This window comes from Paenibacillus sp. BAC0078 (assembly GCF_054483875.1).
The window spans coordinates 61,339-80,772 of the sequence record NZ_JBTLRW010000010.1 but is presented as its reverse complement, the minus strand read 5'-3'; the positions used below and the strand labels follow the sequence as shown (position 1 = coordinate 80,772).

Genomic DNA, 19,434 nt, shown 5'->3' with positions numbered 1-19,434 from the left:
TAAGATTTAAAAAAGTAAGTTACTATATTAAATGGAGGTAGTTATATTATGTCTAAAAGTTTCCTGGAAGCCGTACAAGGCAGACGTTCCATCTACGCACTAAGCAAAGAGTCCACAATTTCCGATGCCCGGATTCAAGAGATCGTAGAGGCGGCAGTATTACATAGCCCAACTTCATTCAACTCCCAAAGCTCCAGAGCGGTAGTACTTCTTGGAGATAAGCATGACAAGGTATGGGATATTACAACAGAAACGTTGCGTAAAATTGTTGCGCCTGAACAATTCGAAGGCACTGCACAGAAATTGGCCTCCTTCAAAGCCGGATACGGTACTGTATTGTTCTTCGAGGATCAGGCTGTTGTGAAGCATCTGCAAGAGAGCTTTGCTCTGTATGCCGAGAACTTCCCGATCTGGTCCAACCAATCCTCCGGCATCCTGCAACACGTTGTATGGACCGCGTTCGCTGAAGAGGGTCTTGGAGCTTCGCTGCAGCATTATAACCCGCTGATTGACGATGAAGTGAAATCCACCTTCGGCATTCCGGCTGACTGGAAGCTGATCGCCCAAATGCCTTTCGGCAAGACGGCTTCTGCTCCTGGCGATAAAGAATTCCAGCCGGTTGAAGACCGCGTGAAGGTTATTAAATAAGCAGCTTCATTAAGCCAAGCACAAAAAGAGACAGGCGATTATCGGCCTGTCTCTTTTTTGTGCGTGTTATAAAGTTCCCGCTGATCTGTCTTACTTGGTGGCCGGAGCTTCACTAGCTGCCGGAGCACTGGCATCTGGAGCTGCGCTTGCGCCAGGAGAAGCGGATGCATCCGTCTTCGCATCGGTAAGCGAATTGGTGATCTTGGCTTTGGCTGTCAGCTCTTGCAGCCAAGTGGCGGACATTTCGGATACCTTTTGCGCTTTCAGCGTTTTGGTGATTTCGTCTTTCTTCTCGGCAAGCGTATATTCATGGGCTTCTTTACGGTCGGTTACTTTGATTACATGGTAGCCGTAATTGGTTTTGACTGCACCACTTGTTTCGCCAACCTTAAGCTTGAAGGCGGCATCGGAGAATTCGGCAACCATATCACCTTTTTTGAAGAAATTAAGATCGCCGCCTTTGTCCTTGGAGCCGGTATCAGCGGATTTTTCTTTGGCCAGTGTGGCAAAGTCCGCTCCTTCTTTCAATTGCTTGACAATGGCGTCGGCTTCTTCTTTGGTCTTTACAAGAATATGGGAAGCGCGGACTTCTTCTTCCTGCTTAAAGGAAGCCTTGTTATCATTATAGTATTTGGAAATATCTTCGTCGGTTATTTTAACCTTAGGTTCAATCAGCTTGCGGATTTCCACCTGAAGCGGCATTTGCTTTTTCAGGTCATCCAGCGTCATGGAGCTTTGCTGAAGGGCGCTGTTCAGACCTTCTTCGCCGCCGAATTGGGCCTTCAGATCTTCAATCTCTTGCGCAATGTCAGCGTCTGTTACCTTGATATTGGCTTTCTTCGCTTCCTGGTCAACGAGTGTAGTAGTGATCAGGTTCTGCAGAGTGGATTTACCACCGGCTTCAACCAATTTATCATAAAGCTGCTCTTTGGTGATATCCGTTCCATTCACGGTAGCAATGGCTATTTTGCTGTCGTCCTTTTGGAAAGGCCGTACGATTAGAACAACGATCAGGGCCGCAGCGAGAACAAGCGAAGCGACCATCCAGCCCTTGCCGCCTTTGGCAGATGGGGTGGAGGGAGGTGTGCCGTCTCCAATCCTGTTCATAACGGGCACATTTTCATTGCGGGCTGTTTCATCGGCTTCCTCGAAAACCTCGACAGCTTCCTGCGGAGTTACCTCTTCCGCTGCCGGTACAGCTTCGGGCTCGGAAGTAGCTCCTTCATTGATATCGGAAGTGTTGCTCTCCTCCGGTGCTTCATTGTTGTTCAGGTGTTCATTTTCATTGAAATCTTTTTTGTCCATTATAATTAATGACTCCCTTCAATATAGGTGTTGCCTGTCTTTCTACAACTTTACCAGAAATCAGGATTCCAAACCTTAAGAAAGTATAAAAAAGCGGATTTACTTTTTAAGATTCCCTTAAGATACAAGCCGGGCGGCTTGTATCTGTGAAGCGCAGGTGAGCTGTCTTGCAAGGAAAAAGCCGGCAGCGTATGGTCGCCCATACGCTGCCGGCTTTGAAGGAGAGCGGGAATCCTGCCTCTCCCGTACAAGCGGATATGTATCCGCTTAAGAGCTGAGGCCTCTCAACAGATGGCGTATGCCTTCCTGCTTCCGTCTGGGAACCCGGACGGACTTGGCATAAAGGCCCATTTCGCCGAAATAAATGCAATCGTCCTCAATGGAGCTGATCTTGTTAAGGTTAACATAACAGCCCCCGTACACATGATAAAAACTTTCGTTCGATACTAAACGGTTTAATTGCTCGGCAGTCATTCTTTTTTTAATGTTATAGTTTCTGCCGTGAAAGATGACCAAATCATGGTCACCGACCTTAAAGAACAGAATGTCCGTCTCCACCTCGAAGTCCTCATATACATTTCTGGCTTCCAGCAGGCTGCTCATTCATGTTCCCCCTTTATAAAAAAATTGAATCAAAAATGTTAGCGCTTTCATTATAACACAACATCAGTGCTTTGAGAAGCCTAATTTTTGAAATAATTTGTGTCAATTTTTCCGTTAGATTTGTCATAGCCGCAGAAAAAATGTAAATTATAAAGATGAAATAATTGATGACTAGTGGAGGAGGATTACTGAGATGAAGGAAAATACTAGACTGCTGTTATTTACCGGCTCTTACGCAAGCGCTGCGGAGAGCGGGGTTCAGGTGTTTGAATTCAATGCAGAGGCTGGAGGTACGCTGACACTGCTGGATACGGCCCAAGGCCTTACGAATCCGACCTTTGTGAATGTAGATGCTGAAGGCTTGCGGCTGCATGCTATTGGAGAGAAGCCGGGGGCAGACGGGGGCAAGGAAGGCGAGATTATTTCCTTTGCCATTGATCCGCAGGCGGGCAAGCTGACCGAGCTGAAGCGGATTGCAACCATGCCTGCTGAGGGGAAGGCGCAAACAACGACTTGCCATATTTCAAGAGAATCGGGCAATGAATATATTGTTGTATGCAGCTATCACGGCGGGCTGGTGGGCCTGCTGCAGCTTGATCAGGAGGGGCTGCCTGTCCGTTTGACGGATACTGCGGTACATACGGGTCAAAGAAACCTTCCGGGGCAGGACAAGCCTCACCCGCATTCCGCTATTTTTAGTCCGGATGAAAAATTTCTGTTCGTCTCCGACCTTGGTCTTGATTTGATCCGCACCTACCGGATTAACCGGGAACAGCAGACGCTGGAAGCCCTGGGCGACACGCTGCTGCATGAGGGAGCAGGCCCGCGCCATTTCGTATTCCACCCGGACAGCAAGTCCGCATATGTGATCAATGAATTGGACAGCACGGTTACTTCCTTCCTGTATGACAGCGCAGAGGGTACTCTGACAACGGTGGCTACCGTATCTACACTGCCTGAAGGTTATTCGGGAAATAACGGCTGCGCTGAAATTGCCTTGTCCGGGGATGGACGTTATCTGTACGGCTCTAACCGCGGCCATGACAGCATTGTGGTATATGCCGTTGATCCGCAAACCGCTCAGCTTACACTTGTGGAGCATGTACCCACACGCGGCGGTCATCCGCGCCATTTCGCTCTAACCCCGGACGGCGGCTATTTGATCGCGGCCAACCGTGACGGCAATAACCTGGTGGTCTTCAGCGTTAACCGGGACAGCGGACGGCTGAGCTTCACAGGCAATGAGGCAGAGGTATCCAAGCCGGTATGTGTAAAGCCCGCATACTTTAAGGTGTCTATCCTGAAATAACGATGTCCGAACAGAGGACATTGTTATGGAAGCCTCGAATTTGGCGAAGCCAAATTGAGGGCCTTCTATGAAATATCATCGTTTGAAGTGCCGCGAAAGAGCGGCATGGATGTCTGCTGCACAATAATCCTTACTAACCCGTCTCTGTAGAATTCCTTATATTTCAAGCAAAAGGAACACCGGAGGCTAACGCTTCGGTGTTCCTTTTGCTAAGCGGACATATTCATTTGAGTGAAACGGGTTTAAACGGCACAACCGTGGACACGGCTGATTTAAAAAGCACATTCTGTTTGCCGTCGCCCTGGCCCTCCAAAGTGATGGTATAGGCATCATAAGAGGTTACAAGTCCCTGCATTTTGACTCCGTTGGTTGTAAAGATCGTCACGGGAACCTTGGTTGAGATACATTGATTCAACAAGCGCTCCTGCAATTTTAGAGGTTCCACTATGGCAGCACTCCATCTTTTTATAAATTGACTTCATGTAACATTATACCACGGGGAAGCCCGACTCTGAAAATACGCTCAAGCGGCTTAGACATAGACAAGGGGGAAGTTATGTTGCAAAATCAATACTGGTCCAGAGGTTTTCGCTTTTTTTTATGGTTTATGCTAGCTTTTATGGTGATTGCTGTATTTGTGAAGCTGGACAGGATCGCGTTTTTCGATAACTCAATCATTCATGCTGTACAATCGGCGGAATCGCCTGCGCTCACTTCACTGGCGAAAGGATTGTCCCTGGTCGGCTCCTCCAAGCTGGCGGTCGGGATTTCCCTGCTGGCGATGGCGCTGCTCTTTTTTGTGCTGAAGCACCGTATTGAGCTGGTGTTGTTCCTGGCGGTCGGGTTAGGCTCACAGCTGCTGAATACAATGATGAAGGGATGGTTTCACCGGGAAAGACCGAGTATTCACCGGCTGATCGAACAGGCGGGGTACAGCTTTCCAAGCGGCCATTCGATGGCTGCCTTTTCCCTGTATGGTGTGCTTGCTTATTTGCTCTGGCGGCATATGCGGAACAGACGGGAACGAAGCATACTTATTGTATTCACAGTTCTCATGACGGGGGGCATCGGCTGGAGCCGCATCTATTTGGGGGTGCACTACCCGAGCGATGTCATTGGGGGCTATGCGGCCAGCGGAGCCTGGCTTATGTTGTGCATCACTATTTTTGAGGCTTACCGCAATTCCAGAAAGCTAAAGCTGGCATAAGAAAAGCGGATACCCGCGAGTAGCCCGCAGGGTGTCCGCATGCTTTTGAGACGGCTGAATACACCGCTTGCCTGCATCCATCAAGGAGTTTTTGCAGACTTCTCTGAGGTCTTGGATTCGTGGAATTGCTCGGCATGGCTAATATTGAGCTTCAGCAGAGCGGGCAGCCCTTCCTTCAGCTTATTGGCTTCAGCTTGGGTAAGACGGCCATTCTTTATGGCTTCCTCAAGCCTGGGACTTGCTGCTTCGCTAAGCTTCTGGAGGTACTGCTCCTCGCTCCAGCCTTTTTTCTCCCGGGCCAGTGTGTAGAGAGTTTTTCCCGACTTCAGGCTGCGGACAATCTCTGCACGGTCCATTTCGAGCAATTTGGACGTTTCGTTAAGGATGAAATATCCTCCCGCCCGGAAGCCTCTCTCTTTGCCAGGAGGGTGGCGGTGTTCCGACTTAGCGTGAAACGCCTTATCCGGCGCAGCGGAAGGTAATCTGCCGGCAGCACTCTCTGCAAAAGACGCAGCTTGCGCCAAGCCGAGCAGAATTGCTGCGACAATTATTTTTGTGATATGGTTGCTCATAGATTCACCTCGTCTGCTGTAATGGGTAAATATGTCTGTACCTGTATAGAAATGACCTGAATCACATCAATCTATACATAATTCAGTGAAGCCTATGCTCACCATACTTCGAGGAGGGTAATAATTTGGCCTTTGGCGCCCGCGTACTCAAAACAGGATTGGCCGTGACACTTGCCCTTTATTTATCCATTCTGCTGAAGTTCCCTACTCCGGCAGGTGCGGCCATTGCGGCGATTTTTGCCATGCAGCCTTCCATTTACAGATCGTGGAGATATTTTTTGGACCAGATTCTGACCAGCACAATGGGGGCAATTCTGGCTCTGCTGGGGGAAATGCTGCTGTCCAACAAGCCGATTGCGGTCGGTTTGGTATGTATCCTCGTGATCATGATCAGTATGAAGCTGAAACGGGCCGATACCATCGGCCTGACGCTCGTAACCGTCATTTCAGTGATGGATGCCTCAGGGCAGTGGCAGTTTGCATTGACCCGCTTTTTGCTTACAATGACGGGCATTGTAGCTGCATTTATAATTAATATTACTGTTTTTCCGCCAAAGCCGCGTAAGCAGTATATCCAGCAGATTGAGAATGTCTTTGGCAGCCTGTCGCTGCTGCTGCGGACGGCGGTGTCGCATGAAATGAAGGAAAGTGTCTTCCGCGACGAGAAAAAAACACTGGAGGATTCCATCAAGTCGCTTGCGGATAAATACGCCTTGTTCGAGGAAGAGCAGAAGCAGCTTGGGAGCGCTAAATTCAGCGAGACCCGGCAAATGGTTGTCTACAAGAATCTGCTCACTTCCCTGCAGAAGGGCTTCGAGGTGCTTGAGGCGGTGGACCGGCATTATTTCCAGGCAGAACGGACGGAACGGACGGATGAGCTGTTCGACCGTCATTTGGAGCAGCTCATTAAATATCATGAGACGATTCTGCTTAAATTCGAGAACAAGCTGAAGCCGGGAGCGAGTGAGACTAATCCGCTGGGGAATGATAATGACAGCTTTCTGGAGGAGGCAATCAAGAGCTATGACGCTGAGAAATCTGGGCAGTTGCGGTTGTCCGTAGTAGCGGCAGCGATCTATGACTACGGGTATCAGCTCGAGCGCCTTGACAAGCTGGCTGACCAGATCAACCGGTTGCCGGCGAATGAAAAAGATTAAGGGGATGAATTGCAGTGGAGAAACATGATAGTGAATGGATAGAGGAACAGGAGCGGGTAACAGGGGTCACCAGGCTGTTGTCGGCCCATATCCGGCGGCTGTCCGAGGAGCTTGGTCTTCACCGCAGCGATGTTGTGGATATGCGCAAGGATTTCTGGGAAGAGGTTACGGTGAACTTCAGCAGCCCGGATGATCTGGGGGAAACCTCGACAAGTCTGCGGCAGCAGTCCCAAATCCTGAACGAACGTGAGCGCCATCATCTGCAGTCGAGCAAAGCGCTTAAAAAATATAAAAAGCTGGTGTTATCGCCTTATTTCGGCCGGATTGATTTCTCGGAGGCCCCTGATGGAGAAGCGGAGAAGATCTATCTGGGCATCGGTTCGCTGATGGAGGACGATGGTACTTTCCTGATTTACGACTGGCGGGCGCCGATCTCAAGCCTGTATTACGATGGGGCGCCGGGTCCGGCTGCATATGATACACCGGGCGGTCTTGTAACCGGGACGATGGAGCTGAAACGCCAATTTGTCATCGACAACGGCAATATAGAAGTCATGTTTGATACAGGGGTGACCATAGGTGACGAGCTGCTCCAGCAGGTGCTCAGCCACAGTGCAGATGACCGGATGAAGAGTATCGTGGCGACCATCCAGAAGGAGCAGAACGCGATTATCCGCAATGACAAAAGCCGGATGCTGGTGGTCCAGGGGGCTGCCGGCAGCGGGAAAACCTCAGCGGCGCTGCAGCGCGTGGCGTACCTTCTCTACAAATACCGCGAGGTGCTGCAGGCCGATCAGATGCTGCTGTTCTCGCCGAATCCGCTGTTCAACAGCTATGTGTCCACTGTTCTGCCCGAGCTTGGTGAAGAAAATATGCAACAGACCACCTTCCAGATGTATCTGGAGCACCGGCTGGGCCAGGAGTTTCAGCTTGAGGATGTCTTTAGCCAGACCGAAAGTCTGCTGAATGCGCCTGAAGGGTCTGATGCTGCCACGCGCCGCGAAGGGATTACTTATAAATCCTCTGTGCAGTTCCTGAGTGTCATCCGCCGCTATGTCAATCTGCTGGAGCGTGAGGGAATGCTCTTTAAGCCCCTTATGTTTCAAGGCCAGGCTGTTGTCGGCAAAGAAGAGATGGAACGGCAGTTCTACTCCTACGATGCCAACATTACGCTGGCGAACCGGATAGAGCTGATGACAGGCTGGCTGCTCAAAAAAATCGCTGCATTCAGCATGGAAGAACGAAATGCCGCTTGGGTGGAGGATCAAATCGAGCTGCTGGACTCCAGCGAGTATCAGCGCGCCTACCAGACGATGCGCCGCAAGGGCGGCGGGCACAATGAGAGCTTTGATGATTTCGATACCGAAAAAAGCCTGCTGGCCAGATATATCGTCAGCCAGCGCCTGAAGCCGCTGCGCGGCTGGACCAAACGCGGACGGTTCGTGGATGTCAAAGCGCTGTACTGCCGGCTTTTTCAAGACCGTGAGCTTATGGAGAGTCTGGACAGCGGCAGGGAGCTTCCCGAGGCTTGGGATGATATTTGCAGTCAAACTGTAGAGTCTCTAAATATGAATGAGCTGGCCTATGAAGATGCCACGCCTTTTCTATATCTAAAAGAATTAAGCCAAGGCTTCCGCACTAATACACAGATCCGCCATGTCATTGTTGATGAAGTGCAGGATTATTCCCCGTTCCAGCTGGAGTTCATGCGCCGCTTGTTCCCGCGGGCCAAAATGACCGTGCTCGGCGACCTGAATCAGGCGATCTACGCCCAGGGCGAGGTATTGGGCGAGCTGGCCGGACTGGTCAGTATCTATGGTGCGGAGAATACGGAAGTGGTCTCATTGACCCGCAGCTACCGCTCCACCTATGAGATCGTAGAGTTCACGCGGGCAATGATTCCCGGAGGAGAGAAGATTGTGCCGTTCAACCGGCGGGGAGAGTCCCCCCTGCTGACTGTGGTAGACACTGAGGAAAAGCTGCTGGCTTCGGTGGAGCAGGATGTGCTTGATTTGCATTCCCAAGGCTATCATTATGTGGCAGTGATCTGCAAAACAGCGGAGGAGAGCGCACGTGTACATGCCAAGCTGCAGAACAGCCTGCCGGTGAGACTGGTTACCAAGGATACTCCTAATTTTCAAAAGGGTACTTTGGTGCTTCCTGCATACTTGGCCAAAGGCGTAGAATTCGATGCCGTCATTATTTACGATGGCTCAGAAGAAAGATATGGCCGCGAAAGCGAGCGGAAGCTGTTCTATACGGCTTGTACACGGGCGATGCATTTGCTGCATATTTACAGTCTGGGACAGCCCAATCACTTCCTGCCTGCGGCGGCCCGAGAGTCTATGGCTGCGGGAGTGCGGCCGCTGTAACGCTTAACGAGCAGAATCGCGCTGTAGATCAGAAGCAGCAATGCAGGAGCCAGCGCCGAGTAACGGTACATGGCAGCATAGCTGGTATAAAGGGCGATTGAGCCCAGTATCATGGAGCCAATCGCTACTCCAAGGTCCAGGGAGTTGAAGAACATGCCGTTGGCCATTCCACGCTGGCGCGGCTCCACAGATTGGATCATCCAGGTCTGCAGTGCTGGCTGCATCGAGCCGAAGCCAAGACCGTAGCATAATGCCGCCGGTAAAAGCGCGAAGGTCGTTGTAGCGAAGGAGAGCAGCAGCAAGCCGCCAATGATGAACAGGCTGCCGGGAATCAGCAGGGCCGCCGGACCGTAGCGGTCGAAAATTTTACCGGATAACGGCCGCACAATAACAATAGCAATAACATTGAACATAAAGAAGTAGGCGATGTGCTCCAGGTGAACCTCGGCCCCGTAAAGAGCCAGAAATCCGAGCAGCCCCCCGTAGGAAATGGAGAGCAGGAAATTCAGCAGGCTAGGGATCAGCAGTCTGCGGAAGGCTCCGCCCTTAGTTTCCGGCAGCTTGGCTGCGGCGGGCTCTTTGTGATGTGCCGGCAGCTTCGTGCTTAAGCGGTACCCCAGAGGAAAGATCAGCGCAAGTGCCGCTGAAGTAGAGAGCAGCAGCGAGACAAAGCCTGGACCTTGCAGCAGGCTGAGTCCGATCAGCGGACCGACAGACATCGCCACACTGGTGGACAATCCGAAATAGCCCATGCCCTCACCCATCCGGCGGATAGGGATAATATCAGAGGCCATCGTCGGAAAGGCGGTGCTGGCCATGCCGAAGCCGATGCCGAACAGCATGCGCAGCAGCAGGAACACAAGCATGCTTCCGGCCCAGTAATAGCCGATTACGGCAACTAGTATTACTGCCAGTCCAAGGAAGATCAGCAAATTGCGCCCGCCGTGCTCTAAGGCCTTGGCTGAGAAGAGGCGGGAAGCAATGGCGCTTAGCGCGAAGAGACTGGTGACAAGACTAACCTGTACGGAAGAAGCGTGGAGCACCCCTTCAGCATAAGCCGGGAGTGTAGAGAGGGTCATCTGCAGACCGGTGAACAGCAGCAGATTGCATAGGGTTAGAATGATAAATGATTGGGTCCATAGTCGTTCAGATGATTGATTCAAGTGGTTCTTCTCCTATTCATGTGTTGAATTTCCGGTGTTGTTATAGATCAGTTCCAGCATACTGCGGAGTTCTTCAAGCTGTTCCGGATTCAGCCCTTTAACGGCTGCTGCAACGGCCTGTTGCTCCAGGGACAAAGTGCTGTCAATCAGCGCTTTCCCTTCATCTGTGGCATAGAGCTGAAAAGCACGGCGGTCCGTGGGACTCATCGTTTTTAGGATAAAGCCTTTTTTCTGCAGCAATTCTACAATTCGGGCGGTTGTCGGCTGGTCCTTGGCGGCCTCGGCTGCAAGCTCCTTCTGATTGATGCCTTCACGGCCACAGATTATGAGGAGAGTGGACCATTGTTCAGGGGTAATGTCGTAGGGCTTCAGCACCCGGGCAAAACTATTGGCAATCCTCCGGTGGGTCGAGCCCAGCAGAAACCCAAGGAATTGCTGAGGCGAGAGACGGGGCATAAGCATTCTCCTTTCAAAATACTTGTCATGACAATTATAATTAAGACAAGTAAATTGGTCAATGCAAAGCAAAAAAAGCTTCTCTCCACAGATGCAGAGAGAAGCTTGATAGATATAGCTGAATGTTCTTAGGCTTGCGGCACTTTTTCCCAGTCTTTCAGGAAACGTTCGATGCCGTTATCTGTCAGCGGGTGCTTCCAGAGGGAAGGCAGCAGCGAGCCTGGAATTGTGGCGATATGTGCGCCGGCAATGGCTGCTTGCTCCACATGGGCAATATTGCGGATGCTGGCGGCGATAATTTCCGATTTCAGGCCGTAGTTGGTCAGAATCGTCTTCAGATCGGAGATCAGCTTCATGCCGTCAACGCCGATATCATCCAGACGCCCAACGAATGGGCTAATATAAGTAGCGCCTGCTTTGGCGGCCATCAGGCCTTGAGCTGCGGAGAAGATTAGGGTAACGTTGGTTTTGATGCCTTTTTTGGTTAATTCATAGCAGGCTTCCAGACCATCTTCGGTCATCGGGAGCTTGATCACGACATTTGGTGCCCATTCGGCGATTTCGTAAGCTTCCTTGAGCATTTCTTCGGCTTTCAGGCCAATAACCTCTGCGCTGACCGGACCCGGCACAATTGCAACGATTTCTTTGATTACGTCTTTGAACAGTCTGCCTTCTTTGGCAATCAGCGACGGGTTCGTCGTAACGCCATCCACTAATCCGAGGCGGGTAATACGTTTGATTTCTTCAATATTTCCGGTATCCAAGAAAAACTTCATTTCGTGGTATCCTCCCTTGGTTTCATATGGATTGACAAACAGTATGCACGACTTCATTATGAATCATGCTGCCTGAAGTTTCAACTGTTAATATGAATATTTCAAAATAACTTTATAGAATGCGCCGAAAAAGTTATGATCTGCTAGTTTGGCCCATTCCCCGGTGTGTTCTCTACGTGATAATATAGAAGCGGTGTTGCCTATATTGTGAAATGACAGGTGATTGGAATGATGATGTTATTTGCGGGGGCTGTTCTGTTTCTGCTGCTTGCTGCCGGAATCATAGCCTTCCAGAACAGTAAGCTGCTCTCAAGGCAAGAGGCCGAGGAATCCGCCGGGCGTATCAGCAGTTTAATGTACTCCGTCTACCATCAGTCCTTCGCGGACAATGAAGAGCGGGCGGAAGCCGTCCCCTTGTTTCAGTTCACTGTACGTTCGGAGGCGGATGGAGGGATCTCCGCAGGAGAAGCCGATAAGACGATTGCGCTGTGCCGTGTTCCGGCCGGCAGCGGTGAGATGGCGCTTTCGGGCGCGCAGAGCTGGATGCTGGGCAGCATTCGTCAGGCTGCACTGCGCGGTGAGCGGATTATGCCTGCTTCTTTCCCGGACAAGGCGGTCCGCAAGGGGGAGAAGGAGCTGATCACCCGGCTTGAAGCTGCGGTGAAGGAGGAAACCGAACATGCTAGTCTTTATTAACAGCATGCCAGAGTTTCAGCCCTATTTATAATGATTGCGAGAATAAAAGGATGATATGGAGGAGAAAGTATGGCAACCGGTGCGGATGTGAATTTTGTGGTGGTTGATCCCGAGAACCGGGATTTGCGGGCGTTAATCGAACGTCTGGATGTCGAGCTGAAATCACGGTATCCGCATGAGACCATTTATGTTGTTGATTTCTCCGATCCGAAGGTGCGGGAAATGATCTTCGTGGTCGCTTATTTGGAAGACAAGCCTGTAGGCTGCGGAGGGTTGCGTCCTCTTGCTCCAGACCATGCTGTAATGGAATTGAAGCGGTTCTACGTGGACCCGGATACCCGCAAGCGGGGGATTGCGAACAAAATGCTGCTGAACCTGGAACAGAAAGCTAAAGCAGCGGGCTGCGGAGAGATTAGACTGGAGACAGGCATCAAACAGCCGGAAGCGATAGCGCTCTATGAGAAGCACGGCTACCGGCCGATTGAATTGTTCGGTCCTTACATAGGCGATCCCGACAGCCTATGTTACGGTAAAATGTTGATCTGAAGCATACTAAGCGTGATATTTGCCGGTGGGCGCGTTCAGCACCCATTCCAGCATCAGGATCATATCCTCGAGCCGGGTAAGCTGGGCATTCAGCGGTTCCCGCTGCGGATTGTCTGCAGCCAGCGGAGCCAGACGGGACTCCAAGGATCTGCGCTGGAGTGTCAGTTCATTGATTTTGGCTTGGATCTGGTGTTCGGTTCTCATCTTGGATTCCTCCTGGCGGTTTGTTGGCATCTAGCTCTTCTACTTGGAACATTATAACGGATAATATGGGGGTAATAAAATGAGTATCAATGTGAAACAGCTTGCAGCGGAAAAAGCGGTGGAGTATGTGGAGGATGGCATGAAGGTCGGTCTGGGTACCGGCTCAACGGCGTACTATGCAATCCGCAAGCTGGGCGAGCGGGTGAAGGCGGGGCTGAAGATCACGGCTGTCGCAACCTCGCAGGCGTCGGAGGAGCAGGCCCGTGAGCTGGGCATTCCGCTGGTTGCCTTCGGCGATATTGACGGTCTGGACCTGACGATTGACGGAGCGGATGAGCTTGATCAGGAGCTGCAGCTCATTAAGGGCGGAGGCGGCGCCCTGCTGCGTGAAAAAATTGTTGCCCGCAACAGCACGCGGATGATTGTGATTGCTGATGAGAGTAAAGCCGTAGGTACACTTGGCAAATTTCCGTTGCCGGTGGAAATCGTCCCCTTTGCTTGGGAATGGACGGTTGCCGAGCTGACCAAGCTGGGCTGCAAAGTAGAGCTCCGGCGCAGCGGGGATGAGCTGTATAAGACGGATAACGGGAATTATATCGCGGATTGCCGTTTTGGAGTGATTGCCTCGGCTCCTGAGCTGGCCCTATCCCTGCAGAGCATCACCGGAGTTGTAGAGCATGGGCTGTTCATCGGTATTGCTGACCTGGCAATTATAGCGAAACAAGACGGCAGCATTGAAATTGTAAAGCGTGAGAGCAATCTCTAGCTCAGCGAAGCGAAGAGGCGCAGGGACTCGGACTAAGGCGCGAATTGTGCAGCCGCGCGGGATTTGGAAGGGACTTGTGGCGGTTCTGCTGATTGTCTACACCGCCACACTTGTCTACTGGATGTTTCTCGGGTTTGGACGAACCGTACATACAGAGGGACCGCTCCAGTATAACCTTGTACCGCTGAGAACCGTGCGCTTGTACTTTGATCTGGGTAATGGAGTGTCCTTTTCCATGAGGCTGATAAATTTGCTGGGCAACGTAGCAGTATTTGCTCCTTACGGCCTGCTGCTGCCCTTGCTGATACGGCATCTGCAATCCTTTATCCGGCTGGCGCTTCTCGCGATTCCGGGTATTCTGGTGCTTGAGACCATGCAGATGCTGCTGCGCGTCGGCAGCTTTGACATCGACGATTTGCTGCTTAATTTGCTGGGAGTGTGTATTGGGTACGGTTTGCTTTTGATAATTGCACATGCCCGAATCTTTAAAAGGTAAGCTGGCATCGTGATCAAATGTTGGATAGCTATAGTGAAGGAGAACAGATAAATATGCTTGTTGATCTGAAGCAACATATAGAGACGGATGAAGTAAAGGAGCTTCTGAGCTATGCCGTAATTGATGAGCCGGATGCGCTGTGGCGTGCTTCAGCCGAATATGGCAGCAAGGCGGCACAGCAGCTCTGCGGCTGGGAAGAAGAGGGGCTGCTGGTGGGACTGGTGGGCTTTGAAGAAACCGAGGACGGCTCTCTTGAAATCCGCCACATTGCCGTTCTTCCGGAGAATAGAGGAAAAGGCTACGCTCGCGGTATGATTCTGGAGCTGCTGGCGGCGAGAAATCCGCGGTATTTGCTGGCAGAGACGGAGGACGAGATAGCCGCGGACTTTTACCGTAATCTGGGATTCATGGTATACAGTCTTGGAGAGAATCCTGCTGGAATCGAAATGTTCCGCTGCGTGTATGAGGTCGAGGAAGTCGAGGACGAAGAATAAAAGGGAATGTAATATGAGCCATTTCGCATATAGATGCGGAGTGGCTTTTTTTCAGAAAACTAATTGACTTTTACAGTGGCAAACCATATAGTTTTACTGTGAAACTATTCTATACATGAACTATTTTTCACAAAAGGAGGTGCACCCTTTGAACAAGGAGATACAGCTTTGGATTGACCGCTATGTGGACGCTTATATGATAGTGACCCGCCAAATTCAGGCACAGATCAGGGAGAGTATGACCGAGGGCTTGACCAACGACCAGTTTCAGATCCTGCGGCTGATTAACAGCCAGGAGCCTTGTACTTCAACTTTTCTGGCGGAAGCTGTAGCAGTAGGAAAAAGCTCGATTACCGCGATTATCAACAGGCTGGTAGAAGCCGAACTGATTGAACGGACCCGTGACGAAAGTGACCGCCGCCAGGTGTATCTGTCACTGACAGACAAGGGCAGAAGCAGATATCACACCGCGGAGAAACAGGTCCATGAGATCATCTCCCCATATTTTGCCCATTTCAATAAGCCGGATATCGAGAAGTTCATTGCGATGTTTGAGAGGCTGGCATTTCTAATGCAGGAAACGGGAGGTAAAGCGAATTGAAGACCATACTTAAAGCAAGATGGGCTATTATTGCCGTGTGGATCGCCGCAGCGGTTGTTTTATTTTTGAACGCTCCGGCCATGTCCGATCTGGTGCGTGAGAAAGGGCAAATCAGTGTTCCGGACGGCTATAGCTCTACAAGAGCTGCTGAAATTATGAGGGAAGTGGCCAATGCCAAAGGCGGGGAAACCCTGCACCAGGTTGCGCTTGTATTTAACAAGCCGGGCGGCCTTACCGCTGAAGATACAGCGAGCATTAAGCAGGGGATTGAGAAGCTTGCGGCGCAGAAGGATGCGCTGGAGATCGACTCGATTACCGATCCTTTTTCCCAAGAGGAATTGAAGGACACGCTGATTGCCAAGGACGGCAAGACGTTAATGGCTGCGCTGATGGTCAAAGGCGGGGATGAAGCTGTCAAAAAGCTGCCGGATCAGGTGAATGAGCTGCTGAGCGGTGTGAGCGCTGATCACTATCTGACCAGTGAAGGGCTGATCACAGAGGATACGATTGTCAGCTCGGAAGCCGGACTGAAGAAATCGGAATACATTACTGTTATCTTTATATTGCTGATTCTGTTCATCGTGTTCCGTTCGTTCGTAGCGCCGTTTGTGCCGCTATTGACCGTGGGACTGAGCTATATTGTGTCACAATCCGTGGTGGCCTTCCTGGTGGACCGCTATGATTTTCCTTTATCGACGTTTACGCAAATTTTTATGGTGGCCGTAATGTTCGGGATAGGGACGGATTACTGCATTCTGCTGATCAGCCGGTTCAAGGAAGAGCTGGCTACCGCTGAAGACACCAAGAGCGCCATAATTGCTACTTACCGCAAGGCGGGCGGCACAGTGTTCTACTCCGGGCTTGCCGTATTTGTCGGCTTCCTGGCGATCGGGCTGTCCAAATTCATGCTCTACCGTTCGGCGGTGGCAGTGGCTGTAGGAATAGCTGTGATGCTGCTCGCACTTGTTACCGTGGTGCCTTTCTTTATGGCGTTATTGGGTAAAAAGCTGTTCTGGCCGTCACGCGGCAAACTGGAGCACAGCGAGAGCCGGATTTGGGGGGCGGCAGGCTCCTTTTCCCTGAAAAGACCTTGGGCCGCGCTGCTGATTGTTGCGGTGATCGTTGTACCGTTTCTATTTACCTACAGCGGCAAGCTGTCTTTTAACAACATGGATGAAATCGGCTCGAACTATGCTTCGGTTAAAGGCTTCAATATTATCTCCGAAAGCTTCGGCCCAGGTGAATCCATGCCCGGCAAAATCGTGATTAAAAACGATGACCGCATGGACACTTCGGAATATATGGGACTTGCGGAGAAAATCAGCCGTGAGCTGGAAAAGGTGGATGGCGTCAAAGCAGTGCGCAGCATGTCGCGTCCAACCGGGGAGCAAATCAATGATTTCCTGATCCCGACTCAAGTGGCTACGCTCACTGACGGGCTGAGTAAGAGTAATGAAGGGCTGACCAAGATTCAGTCGGGGCTTGAAGAGGCAAGCAAGCAGCTTAAGGGAAATGAGCCGAAGCTGAACGAGGCCGTATCGGGCAGCGCGAAGCTGACAGAAGGTACGGCTGAGCTGAAAAAAGGCATCGAAGCCCTGGGCGGCGGCCTCTCGCGTATCGAGAAAGGCATCAATAGCGGCTCCGCAGGTGCCGGAGAGATAAAAGCCGGTCTGGCCCAGGCAGCAGCCAGCGCCAAGAAGCTGGCCGATGCCAATGCAGCGCTGCTGGTAGGCTACAAGAAGATTGGTGCAGGCCTGACCGCGCTGGACGGAGGGCTGGGGCAATTGCAGACCCAGCTTCAAGGGGTTGCAGCCGCACTGCAAGGCCTGGATGCTTCCTTTACCGGTCTGGAAGCGTCGCATCCTGATCTCCTGCAGGATGTGAACTACCAGACGATCAAAGGCACCGTAACGCAGAGCGGCACGGGAGCCGCGAAGCTTGCCGGAGGCCTCGGCCAAATCTCCGGACAGCTGGGGGGAGCTGCAGCAGGGCTAAACGAGGCGAATGCCGGCTACGCCAAAGCGGCTGCCGGACAGACCGCGCTGGCCCAAGGTCTTGATAAGCTGGTGGCGGGAATCGCCCAGCTGCAATCCGGCCTAAAGCAGGCGGCAGCGGGCCAAGGCCAGATTGTTGACAAGATTCCGGCCATTTCCGGAGGACTGAATGAGCTGCAGGGAGGGCAACAGAAGCTGGCAGACGGCTTCGGCCAGCTAACCGGTCAGCTCGGCCAGTTGACCGATGGACTCAGCGACAGTGCCGACGGCCTCAAGCAGATCACGGGCGGCCTTAATTCCGCACAGGATTACCTCAAGCAGATTCAGAACGCCAAGGACGATGAGCTGAGCGGCTTCCTGGTGCCGGAGCAAGCCATGAAAGCGGCTGACCTGCAGCGGGTATTCGATAATTATCTATCCGGTGACCGGAAGGTAATGACGCTGGATGTGGTATTCGCTGCGAATCCTTACAGCGAGAAGGCGATTAACAGCATCGAGGGGGTCCAGGCGGCGGTAGACCGCGCCGTCAAAGGCACGAAGCTGGAAAATGCCGAAACGGCTATCAGCGGTGTGAGCAGCACCTTCAGCGATTTGAAGAAAATATCCAACGAGGATTATACACGGACCGTTGTCCTGATGCTCGGCGGAATTTTCATCATCCTGGTACTGCTCTTGCGTTCGATTATTATGCCGCTGTATCTGATCATCTCACTTTTGATTACTTATTTTAGTGCGCTTGGGATCACTGAGGCAATCTTTGTTCACATGCTGGATTATTCCGGGATCACCTGGACCACGCCATTCTTCAGCTTCGTGATGCTGATCGCGCTCGGGGTGGATTACAGCATCTTCCTGATGGACCGCTTCAATGAGAACAAAACCTGGGATGTACGTGAGGCCATCCTGCACGCCATGCGCAACATGGGTACGGTAATTCTGTCAGCCGTAGTCATTCTGGGCGGAACCTTTGCCTCCATGTTTCCTTCCGGGGTGCTGTCCATGATGCAGATCGCTACAGTGGTGCTGTCCGGTCTTGCGCTGTACGCTCTGGTATTCCTGCCGTTCTTCGTGCCGGTTATGGTGCGGATGTTCGGCCGGGCCAACTGGTGGCCGTTCAGCGGATCAGCCTCTGATGACAAGCCGAAAACGCTGGATATGTAATTGAACACTAAAGAACCTCCGGTGCACATGTGTACGTGCAGAACCGGAGGTTTTTTTGCTTATAGAGCTATGTAGCAGCAAATCTAGCGCAGCTTCGCAAAATAGCTGCGCAGCGCCCAGCCGCGTTCCTGGCGTTTCTTGTATTTGGGCAGTGAGCGGTAAACCGCCGTCGATTCGGCAAAAGCGCGTTTGGCATCTTCATCTCTGCCCAGTGCCTTATACATGGAACCGGCCAAGTAGTAGGCTTCACTGGAGGAAGATTGGATTTCCTGAAACTGACCTACATAATGTAGAGCTTTATCATGGTCAATGTTGCGGAAGGTTTCGGCAAGACGCAGATAAGGCTGGCCATATTGGGCTTTGCGGTTAATATCCAGACCTTGCAGCATCTGCGCTTCCCCTTCGGCAAGCTGGCCCAGCTTGAGATTTACAAACCCGAGCTCCACCCAGTATTCGGCGGATTGCTCATAACGGTCAGCGATTTGCACAAGAAGCTCCTTGGATTCTGTATAACGCTTGCGTTCTGTAAGCAGTCTTGCCAAATCGAATTTGGCCGACACATCGTTCGGATTCAGTGAAATGGTAGTCCGCAATTTGGAAATTTGCCGGCTTCGGCGGAACGGCTTGGTGAAGCTCGGGAATAGGCCGACATATCGGCGGTCCAGGAAATACAAGATAACGAGCAGGATAATGATCGCAAGAAAAGGGTTGCCTACCAGACGGTATAGCAGTAAGAAACCAAAAAATTTTAACATGACTTCCCTCCGTTATGATTGTGTTTCCGAAATCACTAATTTTGTTGGAGCAGCGGGGCAGGGTAATTATACCATATCATCCTTTATTTCTGATTGCTATTTTTTGTACAGAAGTCTAAAGGCTCACTGAATTGACACCCGGTGGGTCAGGAA

At 51.5% G+C, this 19,434-nt stretch carries 21 protein-coding genes; 12 read left to right on the top strand and 9 right to left on the bottom strand.

Annotated features, from left to right (window positions below; all coding sequences use genetic code 11):
- Positions 1 to 48: 48 nt before the first annotated feature.
- Complete coding sequence (locus ACX1DY_RS19030; RefSeq protein ID WP_458965775.1) at positions 49 to 648, top strand: nitroreductase family protein; 600 nt, start codon at positions 49 to 51, stop codon at positions 646 to 648.
- Positions 649 to 738: 90 nt separating this feature from the next.
- On the opposite strand, the gene ACX1DY_RS19025 is transcribed toward ACX1DY_RS19030, so the two are convergent.
- Together ACX1DY_RS19025 and ACX1DY_RS19020 are read right to left on the bottom strand one after the other, a co-directional pair.
- On the bottom strand, positions 739 to 1,953 hold the full coding sequence (locus ACX1DY_RS19025; protein WP_458965774.1) for a foldase protein PrsA: 1,215 nt from the start codon (positions 1,951 to 1,953) through the stop codon (positions 739 to 741).
- A gap of 267 nt (positions 1,954 to 2,220) precedes the next feature.
- Complete coding sequence (locus ACX1DY_RS19020) at positions 2,221 to 2,556, bottom strand: LytTR family transcriptional regulator DNA-binding domain-containing protein (RefSeq protein ID WP_458965773.1); 336 nt, start codon at positions 2,554 to 2,556, stop codon at positions 2,221 to 2,223.
- Positions 2,557 to 2,749: 193 nt separating this feature from the next.
- Between ACX1DY_RS19020 and ACX1DY_RS19015 the strand changes: the two genes are divergently transcribed.
- Complete coding sequence (locus ACX1DY_RS19015) at positions 2,750 to 3,865, top strand: lactonase family protein (protein WP_458965772.1); 1,116 nt, start codon at positions 2,750 to 2,752, stop codon at positions 3,863 to 3,865.
- 223 nt (positions 3,866 to 4,088) lie between these two features.
- On the opposite strand, the gene hfq is transcribed toward ACX1DY_RS19015, so the two are convergent.
- Entirely contained in the window at positions 4,089 to 4,310 is a 222-nt protein-coding gene (hfq, locus tag ACX1DY_RS19010; protein ID WP_019911399.1) for an RNA chaperone Hfq, read from the bottom strand.
- A 111-nt stretch (positions 4,311 to 4,421) separates the two neighbouring features.
- On the opposite strand from hfq, the gene ACX1DY_RS19005 reads away from it, so the two are divergent.
- Positions 4,422 to 5,072, top strand: coding sequence for a phosphatase PAP2 family protein (locus tag ACX1DY_RS19005; RefSeq protein ID WP_458965771.1), 651 nt, complete (start codon positions 4,422 to 4,424; stop codon positions 5,070 to 5,072).
- 80 nt (positions 5,073 to 5,152) lie between these two features.
- Here ACX1DY_RS19005 and ACX1DY_RS19000 read toward each other — a convergent pair whose 3' ends face one another.
- On the bottom strand, positions 5,153 to 5,644 hold the full coding sequence (locus ACX1DY_RS19000; protein WP_458965770.1) for a hypothetical protein: 492 nt from the start codon (positions 5,642 to 5,644) through the stop codon (positions 5,153 to 5,155).
- A gap of 125 nt (positions 5,645 to 5,769) precedes the next feature.
- Between ACX1DY_RS19000 and ACX1DY_RS18995 the strand changes: the two genes are divergently transcribed.
- Together ACX1DY_RS18995 and helD are read left to right on the top strand one after the other, a co-directional pair.
- A complete protein-coding gene (locus ACX1DY_RS18995) occupies positions 5,770 to 6,801 on the top strand; it encodes an FUSC family protein (protein ID WP_458965769.1) in 1,032 nt (343 codons plus the stop codon).
- Positions 6,802 to 6,815: 14 nt separating this feature from the next.
- A complete protein-coding gene (helD, locus tag ACX1DY_RS18990; protein ID WP_458965768.1) occupies positions 6,816 to 9,173 on the top strand; it encodes an RNA polymerase recycling motor HelD in 2,358 nt (785 codons plus the stop codon).
- Here helD and ACX1DY_RS18985 read toward each other — a convergent pair.
- The 3 genes from ACX1DY_RS18985 to fsa all read right to left on the bottom strand — a co-directional run bounded on the left by ACX1DY_RS18985 (position 9,116) and on the right by fsa (position 11,568).
- Entirely contained in the window at positions 9,116 to 10,336 is a 1,221-nt protein-coding gene (locus ACX1DY_RS18985; RefSeq protein ID WP_458965767.1) for an MFS transporter, read from the bottom strand. The two genes, helD and ACX1DY_RS18985, sit on opposite strands and share 58 nt — an antisense overlap.
- A gap of 12 nt (positions 10,337 to 10,348) precedes the next feature.
- Positions 10,349 to 10,792 carry a MarR family winged helix-turn-helix transcriptional regulator gene (locus ACX1DY_RS18980; protein ID WP_458965766.1) on the bottom strand — a complete coding sequence of 148 codons (444 nt, stop codon included), beginning with the start codon at positions 10,790 to 10,792 and terminating at the stop codon, positions 10,349 to 10,351.
- A gap of 128 nt (positions 10,793 to 10,920) precedes the next feature.
- The gene (gene fsa / locus ACX1DY_RS18975; protein WP_019911390.1) at positions 10,921 to 11,568 is read right to left on the bottom strand and encodes a fructose-6-phosphate aldolase; all 648 of its coding nucleotides are present in this window, start codon (positions 11,566 to 11,568) and stop codon (positions 10,921 to 10,923) included.
- Between the two features lie 228 nt (positions 11,569 to 11,796).
- Between fsa and ACX1DY_RS18970 the strand changes: the two genes are divergently transcribed.
- Positions 11,797 to 12,264, top strand: coding sequence for a hypothetical protein (locus ACX1DY_RS18970; RefSeq protein ID WP_458965765.1), 468 nt, complete (start codon positions 11,797 to 11,799; stop codon positions 12,262 to 12,264).
- Between the two features lie 69 nt (positions 12,265 to 12,333).
- On the top strand, positions 12,334 to 12,810 hold the full coding sequence (locus tag ACX1DY_RS18965; RefSeq protein ID WP_458965764.1) for a GNAT family N-acetyltransferase: 477 nt from the start codon (positions 12,334 to 12,336) through the stop codon (positions 12,808 to 12,810).
- Between the two features lie 6 nt (positions 12,811 to 12,816).
- Here ACX1DY_RS18965 and ACX1DY_RS18960 read toward each other — a convergent pair whose 3' ends face one another.
- The gene (locus tag ACX1DY_RS18960; protein ID WP_458965763.1) at positions 12,817 to 13,014 is read right to left on the bottom strand and encodes a hypothetical protein; all 198 of its coding nucleotides are present in this window, start codon (positions 13,012 to 13,014) and stop codon (positions 12,817 to 12,819) included.
- Between the two features lie 85 nt (positions 13,015 to 13,099).
- Here ACX1DY_RS18960 and rpiA point away from each other — a divergent pair, with 85 nt between their 5' ends.
- From rpiA to ACX1DY_RS18935, 5 genes are all read left to right on the top strand, one after another.
- Positions 13,100 to 13,780, top strand: a complete 681-nt coding sequence (gene rpiA / locus ACX1DY_RS18955) for a ribose-5-phosphate isomerase RpiA (protein WP_458965927.1) — start codon at positions 13,100 to 13,102, stop codon at positions 13,778 to 13,780.
- 76 nt (positions 13,781 to 13,856) lie between these two features.
- Entirely contained in the window at positions 13,857 to 14,276 is a 420-nt protein-coding gene (locus ACX1DY_RS18950) for a VanZ family protein (protein WP_458965762.1), read from the top strand.
- Between the two features lie 53 nt (positions 14,277 to 14,329).
- Positions 14,330 to 14,770: a GNAT family N-acetyltransferase gene (locus tag ACX1DY_RS18945; protein ID WP_458965761.1), complete on the top strand. Its 441-nt coding sequence runs from the start codon at positions 14,330 to 14,332 to the stop codon at positions 14,768 to 14,770.
- A 148-nt stretch (positions 14,771 to 14,918) separates the two neighbouring features.
- Positions 14,919 to 15,371 carry a MarR family winged helix-turn-helix transcriptional regulator gene (locus ACX1DY_RS18940; protein ID WP_458965760.1) on the top strand — a complete coding sequence of 151 codons (453 nt, stop codon included), beginning with the start codon at positions 14,919 to 14,921 and terminating at the stop codon, positions 15,369 to 15,371.
- Positions 15,368 to 18,526, top strand: a complete 3,159-nt coding sequence (locus ACX1DY_RS18935; protein WP_458965759.1) for an MMPL family transporter — start codon at positions 15,368 to 15,370, stop codon at positions 18,524 to 18,526. The genes ACX1DY_RS18940 and ACX1DY_RS18935 overlap by 4 nt, the downstream gene beginning before the upstream one ends.
- Positions 18,527 to 18,609: 83 nt before the next feature.
- Here ACX1DY_RS18935 and ACX1DY_RS18930 read toward each other — a convergent pair whose 3' ends face one another.
- Positions 18,610 to 19,281 carry a tetratricopeptide repeat protein gene (locus ACX1DY_RS18930; RefSeq protein ID WP_458965758.1) on the bottom strand — a complete coding sequence of 224 codons (672 nt, stop codon included), beginning with the start codon at positions 19,279 to 19,281 and terminating at the stop codon, positions 18,610 to 18,612.
- Between the last annotated feature and the right edge of the window lie 153 nt (positions 19,282 to 19,434).

What these genes read in the sequence shown, in the direction of transcription:
- ACX1DY_RS19000 (WP_458965770.1), bottom strand. Translation starts at nt 5,644, where the DNA reads ATGAGCAACCATATCACAAAAATAATTGTCGCAGCAATTCTGCTCGGC.
- ACX1DY_RS19005 (WP_458965771.1), top strand. Translation starts at nt 4,422, where the DNA reads ATGTTGCAAAATCAATACTGGTCCAGAGGTTTTCGCTTTTTTTTATGG.
- ACX1DY_RS18970 (WP_458965765.1), top strand. Translation starts at nt 11,797, where the DNA reads ATGATGATGTTATTTGCGGGGGCTGTTCTGTTTCTGCTGCTTGCTGCC.
- ACX1DY_RS19020 (WP_458965773.1), bottom strand. Translation starts at nt 2,556, where the DNA reads ATGAGCAGCCTGCTGGAAGCCAGAAATGTATATGAGGACTTCGAGGTG.
- ACX1DY_RS18965 (WP_458965764.1), top strand. Translation starts at nt 12,334, where the DNA reads ATGGCAACCGGTGCGGATGTGAATTTTGTGGTGGTTGATCCCGAGAAC.
- ACX1DY_RS18945 (WP_458965761.1), top strand. Translation starts at nt 14,330, where the DNA reads ATGCTTGTTGATCTGAAGCAACATATAGAGACGGATGAAGTAAAGGAG.
- ACX1DY_RS19015 (WP_458965772.1), top strand. Translation starts at nt 2,750, where the DNA reads ATGAAGGAAAATACTAGACTGCTGTTATTTACCGGCTCTTACGCAAGC.
- ACX1DY_RS19025 (WP_458965774.1), bottom strand. Translation starts at nt 1,953, where the DNA reads ATGGACAAAAAAGATTTCAATGAAAATGAACACCTGAACAACAATGAA.
- ACX1DY_RS18960 (WP_458965763.1), bottom strand. Translation starts at nt 13,014, where the DNA reads ATGAGAACCGAACACCAGATCCAAGCCAAAATCAATGAACTGACACTC.
- ACX1DY_RS18930 (WP_458965758.1), bottom strand. Translation starts at nt 19,281, where the DNA reads ATGTTAAAATTTTTTGGTTTCTTACTGCTATACCGTCTGGTAGGCAAC.
- fsa (WP_019911390.1), bottom strand. Translation starts at nt 11,568, where the DNA reads ATGAAGTTTTTCTTGGATACCGGAAATATTGAAGAAATCAAACGTATT.
- ACX1DY_RS19030 (WP_458965775.1), top strand. Translation starts at nt 49, where the DNA reads ATGTCTAAAAGTTTCCTGGAAGCCGTACAAGGCAGACGTTCCATCTAC.
- ACX1DY_RS18980 (WP_458965766.1), bottom strand. Translation starts at nt 10,792, where the DNA reads ATGCCCCGTCTCTCGCCTCAGCAATTCCTTGGGTTTCTGCTGGGCTCG.